Raw genomic sequence first — 9,605 nt, 5'->3', positions numbered from 1 at the left:
ATCAAAGCATCGACTGGCTGGTGGAGTGCCTAACCCGAGAAGCCGATGAAGAGTTCGAAGCCGAGTTTTTGAGTGCTATGGCGAAGTAGGGGGATACAGAGTGACCTAGTTGCTTGATTATAATGCATAAAACTATCGCTGTGTTATGGCGAGAGAGAGGCATTGTTCGCTTTTAAAAAAATTATGCAACGGGTATAGTCTCTGTAGACAAATTGGTAGCTAGAAGTGGAAGGTGAACGGCTTGCAGTTTTCCTCTGCTAGCTATAAAAATCGAACGTAGGTACGCTTTAAAGCAAATTTCATAGATAGAAGCGGCCAAGTCCAACAGGTATTTATCTATTGTGCTACGACAGCGGATAAATACTTAAGCGTTATGCGTTACTCCAACTTGAGAAGGCGGTACAAGTGGAAATAAGAGTTAAAAAATCAGTTCGGTATCTTGCCTTGGGTATTCTTATATATCCGTTTCTTTACATGCTACTCAATTTTATTATTCCGATTCTAATGACGGTTTTGGGCGAAGGTGGTAGCTCGTTGATTGAAATTCTTGAGTATTTCACCTGGTTTATAATGCCTTTATTTTCGGTGCTCTATTTGTTAGCTTTCCACCATTTTTCTCCAGTGTTAGGTAAATGGCATCAACGCATTGGGTATACTTTGGTTTTAGCCGCTGTGCTAATCGAAATAGTGATGCCTTGGATGGAATCTGGTCTGGTGTTTAAGACAGCATCTTTTCTATGTCGGCTTTTCGAGATCGGTATTTTAGTTAGTTGTATGTTCGTTTTTAGCAGTAAGTTGGGTCAAAATTCTGAACTTGGAAGAAAGGCATAACAAATAAGGATTAAGGTGTTGCGCAGACAACACTAAATTCCGAGTGTTGAACAAGCCCGAAGCCTCTTTATTAAGTAAATTGTACAATTACATTTGAAGGGCACATCGCTTTGGGGTTTTATTAAGGCGAACGAGGCCAAGATAAGATTGTGTCATCATGTGGATCTACGCATCAGTGGCATATTTTCTATTTTAGTCAGTAGTTTAGAGCGAGTTGCCGACTTATGAAGTATGACCTTACCATTTTGGTCTACGGCATGAGGACTAAAGTGGTTTTTAGCTAGGTCGATTCCGCAGAAATAAGAATAATCAGACATGGTGCCTCCGGTGCAATTAAGTACCACATAAGTGTGGCAGATCCTAGGAAGGGGGAATCCATGTCATTCGTTAGGGAACTTTAGGGGTACCTTGTGAGTAATATAGTAATTAGACTATTGAAAGAGATAGATAAAAACGGTGAAGTATCACTGTTTGAATTATCGAAATTGATTACTAAAAAACATAATGATCATCGAGATTTTTATCCTATTGCATTTCTGGTAGCTAATGATTTATTAGATGATGAGTATTTTGAAAAAAGAGAGCAAGTTCAACTGAAAGAACAATTACTTGCTCGAGAATTTTATGCTTGCCATAGCGCCGAGAAGAAAGCCTCTGATGGCGACAGGGAGTTTACCGCAATGGGCAGTGGACAAAAGTTAAGCGAACAGAAGTTTGCTTTATCAGCAAAAGGTTGTATGTATTTAGCTAACTATCGAACTCGTAGAAATGACAGGTTGACTGCATTAGCTACTGGTATTGTTGTAGGTGTTGTTACCGCCATAATAACAACGTATTTAGCTGCGTAGACATGAAGTCAGTTCCCTAACAAATAATGATTAAGGTGTTGCTTAGCCAACACTAAATCCTGAGTGTTGAATAAGCCCGAAGCCTCTTTATTAAGTAAATTGTACGATTGCATTTGAAAGGCACATCGCTTTGACGTTCTCTCAAGGCGAGTGAGGCCTAAACAAGGTAGCGATAACAATCTTATTAATCATTTAGCCATTTTCCTGCTTCTTTCATCGTCACATCCCCTCTGATTTAGAAAGTGCCATTCTCTTTATTTTCGATGCCTTTCGGCTAGGTTAAAGTCACCATCAAATTATGAATCGACATTAATTATGATAATGAGAATTAATCGCGATAACTATTTACCTTGCAAATTTTGACTGGTAAGGTGTTGTTAAAGATAGGTTTATCGTATTTTAAGTTGGTTGGCTTTATGGAGGAGTAATGGGAAGTGGCAAAAAGAATATTTGGCTTGAGTCTGATTCGATTGTAACAAGGAAGAGCCCAAAGCCTCTTAAGCTTAATACGTTAGAAAATATCTACGTTAAAGAGCATGACATTAAAAGTAAAATCACAAGGTCGTTCTTTATTGCGGTTGTGTTTAGTTTACCTATTTTCCTTTATCGTCCACTTGCTGGTATTGGTGTGTTTTCCATAATTGGTATCGTTGGATACCTTTTAACCAAAAAATATGAGTTACGTGTCGGTGTTTTCAATAACGATGACGTTGGTGTTGTAGAGTCTGGGTTATATTCGTCAAACGAACGCGAGGAACTCGATGGAATAGTAAGACTCGTGATGGAATATAAAGCAGGCAAGTAATAAAAAATAAGGATTAATATGATGCGTTACGCTCGGCGGTTACGCTCGGTGGTTACAGTAAGAGTACCGTGTACTTGGTTAGTTCTGTGGGGCTCACCTTCTTACGGGCGTTAGGATTGATATTAATTATTGACACATATAATAAGTTGGTTGGTCAAAAACATGAAACAAGCTGTAGACATGAAGAAATTTAACTTACCTATTAAAAAGGTAGGTGCCGGAATTACTGTTGCTTTTGTTCTCTTTAGTTCAGTTTATACTGTTAATGAGGGGCACATTGGTATTGTTAAGCGCTTTAGTGAAGCTAAAACACAGGTAAGCCCAGGCTTACACTTCAAAGTCCCGTTTATCGACAGCGTTGAAGAAATTGAAGTTCGAACACGCAAGAATGAAGAGAAAATGGGCTCTAGTACAAAGGAGCAGATGCCAGTTACTGTCGTCGTATCCGTTAACTGGACGGTAGATAAATCTGCAGCGTTAGATCTTTTTAGACAGTATGGCGGTCTTCCGCAGTTTGAAGCTCGTATTCTTGACCCTAGATTTAGGTCGGCAACTAAGGATGTTATTCCTAAGTATGATGCAGAGCAGTTAATTCAAGATAGAGCGAGTGCTATTCAGGCGATTGAATCCAATTTAATTGAAGAAATGGCCGCGTTTCCAGTAAGCGTAGATAATATACAGATTGAAAATATAGCCCTACCAAAAAAATACCTTACCTCAATCGAAACAAAGCAGACTGAGAAAAACTTAGCAGCTGCCGAGAAACATAAACTGGCTAGGCAAAACTTAGAAGCTCAAAGAGCCGTAAATACGGCAAAAGCCGAAGCTGATGGTATTGAGCTTATCGCTATAGCTGAAGCAAAGGCGATTAAATTAAAAGGTTTTGCTGAAGCAGAAGCGATTAATGCAAAGGCCAAAGCTCTAGGAGATAACCCATTAATCATTAAACTGACCGAAGCTCAAAACTGGGACGGAAAGCTGCCAGCAACAATGTTGGGTGGTGAAAATATGCCTATTTTAGACATGAGAGCTAAGTAGGATTAAGGAAACTAAAAGTTGTTCCCAACACAGACTTCATGTCGGTGTTGGTTTGTGCTTTATACCAATCTATACCAAATCACACTTCAGCGTTGAGGTACAGTTCCTCAACGTTATCTGATTCAAAATCTTGCTGTTTGATCAAGCTAATGGCGAGGCTTATTGGCATAGGTTTATAGAAGTAGAAGCCTTGGATGTAGTCGACGCCTAGTTTCGACAAGATCTTCAGTTGTGACTCGTACTCAACGCCTTCAACTATGACTTGCATGCCTAAGGTGCGTGATAGCTGAAGCATGGATTCTAATAGTGGGATACCAAAACTGGATTCGTCGGATATGTTTTTCACGAACACGCGATCAATCTTGAGAATACTGAACGGAAATTGCCTTACAAAGTCTAATCCTGCGTAGCCAGTACCAAAGTCATCTATGGCAATTCTTACACCAAGATCAGATAGCTTTTGCAAGTTGTCCTTAATTTTGACCATATCGGCATCAGAACACTCACCATCCTCTGTCACCTCGAAAACCACTTGCTTGAGAATCTCAGGGTGTCTTTTAAAGATGCTAATCACTTTATTCGTGAAGTTACTGTTGGATACAACGTTTCGGCTGATGTTGACGCTGATGTACTTTGATGTAAACACCTCTTGATTACTTTTTAATGTCGTTAACACTTCATGCAGCACGAAATAGGTCAGCTTCTCAATCAAGCCTAAACTTTCAGCCAATGGAATGAAGATAGCAGGGGATACGTTACCTTCAATTGGATCGTTCCATCTCAATAATGACTCACAGCCTACGATTTTATTGGTGCTTTGATTAACGATAGGTTGCATGTGAACATGTAGGTGTTTGTTTTTCAGAGCACTGGATAGCGAATATTCTAAGCTACGTTGGCTCTGTTTTTTATGCTTGAGGGAAAGGCGAATAATGGTCGTAATTCCGGCCATGAGAAAGCCAAACCATAAGTGACTCAGCATGAAGTTAATATAATACTGATAACCAATGTATGAGGTGACGGTGAATGGGTAGATGTCTGACCGTATCCGTACTGTCGCGTTGTATGAGCCGAGGTCGGTAGGGTGAATGTCTCTTTTGATCACCTCAACTTTAGAGTTAATGCCCTGGCTATTCAAATTAGCTTCTACAAGCTCAAAGATGAAGTGCGGAGGAATCATCAGGCTCGCTCCTGAGCCTTCCTTAGTCGAGAATATCAGCATGATCGATCGAACTTGAGTGATGGCCGAGTTTGAATACGATAAGGTCGTTAAATTCGGGGCGTCATTGAGCCGCTGCCTGATGGTGTTGTATAGGCGAAATGAAACTTCACCATCGGTGGTTGAACAGTAAAATCGGTTCTCTTTGTCGAACACCGCGGCTTCTTTCACCCAATCAGCTTCAAAAACGTTTTGTCGAAGTTGTCTAACAATCGTGTCGCAAGGCTGATCTGGGGTAATTTCAGATAAAAAACGGTCGAACCTTGATTGAATCCCTTCTAACCTCGTTTCTACTAACCTTGATGTGTCTTCGGTTAACGTTTGGTAATGAGAAGGTGTCAAAGGAATGAGCAATGCCATGAAAAAAAAGAAAGAAATGGCAAAGAAGAACGAAGTTTTGGCAAAATGGTGGTACTTGATATCCATATTAAGAGAAGCGTGACCGATTGGTGTGTGCATGCAACTTAATTTATAAATTTAGCGATAATAACGCAAGCTTATGCATAAATAGTGTGAACAAAAGTCTGAGTTATTGATATAAATAGCGTAACGCATGGTCGCACTATAGAAATCAGGATGTTAGATATGCTTCCAAGGTTGAGAGTGTCGTTTTTTTGTTCAGTACTTTTGCGTTTTTTGATGAAGCGGATTGTTGCCGGTTTTTTATCATCAAATGGAAAACTGTAATTTTTGAAATAATGCGAGTGAGTGGATTTGAGCGTAATGATTAAAAATATGATTTGGATGTTGGTGCGTGTGTTTATCGCGTTTCTGATGATTGCTCCTACCTACGCGATCTTTATCTTGTCTAATTCCGCAACACCTCGTCTTTTTGAGACCAAACCAGAAGTGTTAGCTTGGCTTTCGTGCTTTCTTCTTGTGATTGGTTATGTATTGATTAGGTTTTCTAGAACGAGGTATGTGGGAAAATTATTATCGCTTGGTGTATTGGGGGCGGTAGTGTTAATCATGTATGTCGATGAGCGTTATCGGATTTTTGAAGTCAGTGTTCACGCATGGAGCTTATTTTTAGCCGCTCTGTATTTGATTATGCTTTTGTATTTCATTTTCCCGGTTAAGCAACTTAAGCCGCTACTGAGTTTAGTGCCTGTCGCAGGCGTGTCATGGTTTTTAGTTTGGGGCATAGTCAGCCCAATAAATGTAACGTATGAATTGATTAGCAGTAAAACAACAATTTCAATTGCGAACTATCAAAAGGTAATCGACTTGCTACCTGAGTTGTACCTAGATGGTTTCCAGTCAGGTTTGTTTTCAATGCTTCTTGTTATTTGGTTGTATGCTTTTGTGGTTTTTGGACATAATCCTAAACGCAGTTATCAGAAACTGGCCACCTATTTAGCAAAGAGCCGCTAAGAAGATGAGTGAAACGCAATAGAATCGAAAAGGGCAAGGTTAGATAACCTTGCCCTTTGTTATTTAGGTCTGTTGTGTAGGATGTTGCCTTGGCTAGTTGCTTTGCTGCACTGCTCGGCTCTGTTGTTTGGAGCAGTTATTTAGATTTGTAGAAAGGCGCCCTAAATCGCTTTGACGCTGCTTCGTTCAACTAACGTTGGCTCTAACTCAACAACTTGCGGATACGCATCTGGTGTTTTGAGTCGGTTCAAGAGAGTATCTACCGCCGCTTTACCTAAACGGTGTTTTGGCTGGTGGATAGTGCTCAATGCTGGGGTCATGTATTTTGACAAATGAATGTCATCGTAGCCAATGATAGAAAGATCGTTTGGAATCGATGTGCCATCTTGAGCCGCAGCGTGAATCACACCCATTGCCATCATGTCATTACTCACGAAGATTGCTGACGGCATTACGCCTCGGGTCTTTAGTGTTTGGTATGAGTCAAAGCCGCCATCGCATTCGAAGTTTGATTCAACAATCCACTTAGGATTGATCTCTAGATTCGCTTCTTCCATCGCTTGCTTGAAGCCTTGATAACGAGAAGAGGCTTGATTGCGGTGAAGTGGACCGGTGATACAACCAATCTGAGCATGGCCGTTATCGATCAAGTGCTTGGTTGCCATGTAACCACCTTGATGCGAGTTATCTTGGATCTTGTCGCTCGCGAACAGCATTGGGCCCCAATCCATTACAACAATAGGTAATTCTGGGTAGCGTTCAAATACATCAATGTGCTCGCCTTCAAGGGTTGAGCACATCAGCATTAGGCCATCGACACGCTTCTGCAGCAAGGTATCGATAGAGGATTTCATGCGTTCGCTATCGCCTTCTGTATTACACAAGATAAGGTTGTAACCTTTCTCGTAGCAACGACGCTCAACACCTTTTACTACTTCACCAAAGAATGGGTTAGTAGAGGTAGTTACTAGCATACCTAAGGTTTTGGTCTGCTTCATTTTCAAGCTACGAGCCAATGCAGAGGGTGCGTAGTTGAGTTCTTTAGCCGCACTGTTAACACGCTCAGCTATCTCTTCACTGACAAAACGTGACTTGTTGATCACATGGCTGACGGTTGAAGTTGAAACCTTTGCTAGCCGAGCGACGTCTTTCATTGTTGCCATAAAAAATCCTTGTGGGAGTAACTTGCCACGTTGCGCGATATTCTGCCTGAATACAGGGGCTTATGCTTGTTATTTGTTGTTACCGAAATTGAAGGCTAACACCCGTTAACTACGGTTTAGCTCAGGAGTTAAGCCTTCAAATAGGTGTCAAGCTAAGCAAACAGTTGCTCTGATAAAAACGCATCCGTTTCAGCTCTGCTTGGGATTGACGTCTGAGCGCCAAAGCGAGTCACTGAAATTGCAGCCGCAGCGTGAGCAAACTTAATTACGCGTTCTAATGGCATGTCTTCAAGCAAGCCCGTCACTAATGCGCCATTGAAGGTATCACCAGCAGCTGTGGTATCTGTCGCTTCAACGCGGAAGCCAGCAATTAACTCACCCTTGTCGTTCTTACTTACCCAAACGCCTTTTGCGCCAAGTGTGATCATCACAGTCTCGATGCCTTTCGCGTGCAAAGCCAAAGCTGCCTGATGAGCGGATGCGCTGTCAGTCACGGTAATACCAGTCAAAACTTCAGCTTCGGTTTCGTTAGGTGTAATCACATCCACACAAGCAAGCAATGAATCTGATAATGGACGAGCAGGAGCCGGGTTTAGAATCACTTGAGTGCCGCTCTCTTTTGCTACTTTGGCTGCGTATTCAATGCCTTTAATTGGCGTTTCAAGTTGAGTCAGCAGGTATTTAGCGCCACGAATCTTCTCTAGATGCGGTTCAATTTGGTCGCAAGTCAGCTTGTTGTTGGCTTCAGCAGAAAGACAAATGCTGTTTTCACCTGTTGCTGATACTTGGATCATCGCGATGCCTGTCGGCGTGTTGTCTGCAACGATCACGCCATCGATGTTGATGCCATCTTTAGCAAAATCTTGACGGATGTTGATGCCAAATGGGTCGTCACCGACACAGGCGATAAAGCCGATATCTGCGTTTAATCGCGCTGCGGCTACCGCTTGGTTTGCGCCTTTGCCGCCAGGGATGACCTGATAGTTACCGCCAATCAAGGTTTCACCCGGACGAGGGAACGAAGGAACTTGCAGTACGTGGTCAGCGTTAACGCTACCTAAAACAATCAGTTGAGTCATGATACGAGCCTTATGATATATCGTATTTGAAAATGCATGGGTCTTTCTCATTACGTTGATTGCTCGCCTTGTTAGCGGCTTATGAGAAACAGCGATGCACTGTCGGTTTTTCTGTTTTATGTCTTGAGTTAGTGAACTAATGAGCTAGTGAGTTAAGAAAGCAGGGGATAGGGGACCCCTGCTTAATTAGGTCCTAAGTTAGTTGGTAATAGATAAGTTACTTAGCGATGATTTTTAGAGGTACTGGTACGTACTCGTCTACTGTTTCGCCTTTCAGTACTTTGTCTGCCATTTCGATACCTAGAGAACCGATTAGGTCAGGCTGTTGTGCAACCGTTGCGCCTAGTAGGCCGCGGTTTACTGCAGCGATGCTGTCGTCTGTGCCATCAAAGCCAACGATCATTACGTCTTTACCTGAAGCTTGAACTGCACGAAGTGCACCCAGTGCCATTTCATCGTTTTGAGCGAATACAGCTTGTACGTCTGGGTTTGCAGCAAGCAAGTTTTCCATTACGTTTAGACCTTTAGTGCGGTCGAAATCAGCAGGTTGGCTTGCAAGAAGCTCAAGGTCGCTGCCGTTTACTGCGTTCATGAAGCCTTCGCCACGTTCACGAGCAGCCGATGTACCCGCGATACCTTCAAGTTGAATTACTTTCGCTTTCTCGCCCACTTTTTCCATGATGTAGTGACCCGCCATTTCACCACCAATTACGTTATCAGAAGCAATGTGGCTCACTACGTCACCACGGCTTGCACCACGGTCTAGTGTCAGTACTGGAATGTTTGAACGGTTAGCAATGCGAATTGCGTTAGACACTGCATCTGAATCTGTAGGGTTAATCAGGATTGCCTTAACACCACGAATGGTTAGATCTTCAATGTTCGAAAGCTCTTTGCTTGGATCGTTTTGAGAATCAAGAACGATAAGCTTGTAGCCTAGCTCTTCTGCTTTCGCTTCTGCGCCATCTTTCATGGTTACAAAGAATGGGTTATTCAGTGTAGACAGAACGATTGCCATTGTATCTTGCGCCTGTGCAGACACAGATACTGTTGTAGAAAGAAGGGCAGCAGAAATAAGAGTCGCTAATTTTTTCATGGTGTAAGTCCTTTATGTAGGGTGAGCTAGGTTGGATAACCCTAGCTCGTTGTTACATTATTTATAGATTTAATGTTTATAGGTTTGCTACTGATAGATATTTCAATTAAAGGTGCTTTTCTATGGGTTTTCTATAGATAAAGCAGGGTGTT

General features: G+C 42.0%; 9 protein-coding genes and 1 pseudogene. 5 read left to right on the top strand and 5 right to left on the bottom strand.

Annotated features, from left to right (window positions below):
• Window positions 1-405: 405 nt before the first annotated feature.
• On the top strand, window positions 406-831 hold the full coding sequence (locus tag ACED28_RS15950) for a hypothetical protein (RefSeq protein ID WP_012600813.1): 426 nt from the start codon (window positions 406-408) through the stop codon (window positions 829-831).
• Window positions 832-998: 167 nt separating this feature from the next.
• Here the strand turns inward: ACED28_RS15950 and ACED28_RS15945 are convergent.
• Window positions 999-1,148, bottom strand: a pseudogene (locus ACED28_RS15945) (IS110 family transposase); the annotation flags it as partial.
• A 93-nt stretch (window positions 1,149-1,241) separates the two neighbouring features.
• Between ACED28_RS15945 and ACED28_RS15940 the strand changes: the two are divergent.
• The 3 genes from ACED28_RS15940 to ACED28_RS15930 all read left to right on the top strand — a co-directional run bounded on the left by ACED28_RS15940 (window position 1,242) and on the right by ACED28_RS15930 (window position 3,522).
• Window positions 1,242-1,679, top strand: a complete 438-nt coding sequence (locus tag ACED28_RS15940; RefSeq protein ID WP_102248955.1) for a hypothetical protein — start codon at window positions 1,242-1,244, stop codon at window positions 1,677-1,679.
• 427 nt (window positions 1,680-2,106) lie between these two features.
• Entirely contained in the window at window positions 2,107-2,484 is a 378-nt protein-coding gene (locus ACED28_RS15935) for a hypothetical protein (protein WP_135382010.1), read from the top strand.
• Window positions 2,485-2,646: 162 nt separating this feature from the next.
• Window positions 2,647-3,522 (top strand): prohibitin family protein, encoded by an 876-nt coding sequence (locus ACED28_RS15930; RefSeq protein ID WP_371710228.1) that lies wholly within the window; start codon window positions 2,647-2,649, stop codon window positions 3,520-3,522.
• Between the two features lie 79 nt (window positions 3,523-3,601).
• Here ACED28_RS15930 and ACED28_RS15925 read toward each other — a convergent pair whose 3' ends face one another.
• On the bottom strand, window positions 3,602-5,167 hold the full coding sequence (locus tag ACED28_RS15925; RefSeq protein ID WP_371710229.1) for a cyclic diguanylate phosphodiesterase: 1,566 nt from the start codon (window positions 5,165-5,167) through the stop codon (window positions 3,602-3,604).
• 297 nt (window positions 5,168-5,464) lie between these two features.
• Here ACED28_RS15925 and ACED28_RS15920 point away from each other — a divergent pair, with 297 nt between their 5' ends.
• On the top strand, window positions 5,465-6,115 hold the full coding sequence (locus tag ACED28_RS15920; protein WP_371706956.1) for a hypothetical protein: 651 nt from the start codon (window positions 5,465-5,467) through the stop codon (window positions 6,113-6,115).
• 161 nt (window positions 6,116-6,276) lie between these two features.
• Here the strand turns inward: ACED28_RS15920 and ACED28_RS15915 are convergent, their stop codons facing one another.
• The 3 genes from ACED28_RS15915 to rbsB form a co-directional block, all read right to left on the bottom strand.
• On the bottom strand, window positions 6,277-7,278 hold the full coding sequence (locus ACED28_RS15915) for a substrate-binding domain-containing protein (RefSeq protein ID WP_371710227.1): 1,002 nt from the start codon (window positions 7,276-7,278) through the stop codon (window positions 6,277-6,279).
• A gap of 152 nt (window positions 7,279-7,430) precedes the next feature.
• Complete coding sequence (gene rbsK, locus ACED28_RS15910; protein WP_371710226.1) at window positions 7,431-8,357, bottom strand: ribokinase; 927 nt, start codon at window positions 8,355-8,357, stop codon at window positions 7,431-7,433.
• 217 nt (window positions 8,358-8,574) lie between these two features.
• Window positions 8,575-9,453, bottom strand: a complete 879-nt coding sequence (gene rbsB, locus ACED28_RS15905; RefSeq protein ID WP_371710225.1) for a ribose ABC transporter substrate-binding protein RbsB — start codon at window positions 9,451-9,453, stop codon at window positions 8,575-8,577.
• Between the last annotated feature and the right edge of the window lie 152 nt (window positions 9,454-9,605).

Source organism: Vibrio sp. 1F253 (assembly GCF_041439295.1).
In the GTDB taxonomy this organism is placed as follows: Bacteria; Pseudomonadota; Gammaproteobacteria; order Enterobacterales; family Vibrionaceae; genus Vibrio; species Vibrio tasmaniensis_A.
This window is presented reverse-complemented; position numbering and strand designations above follow the sequence as displayed.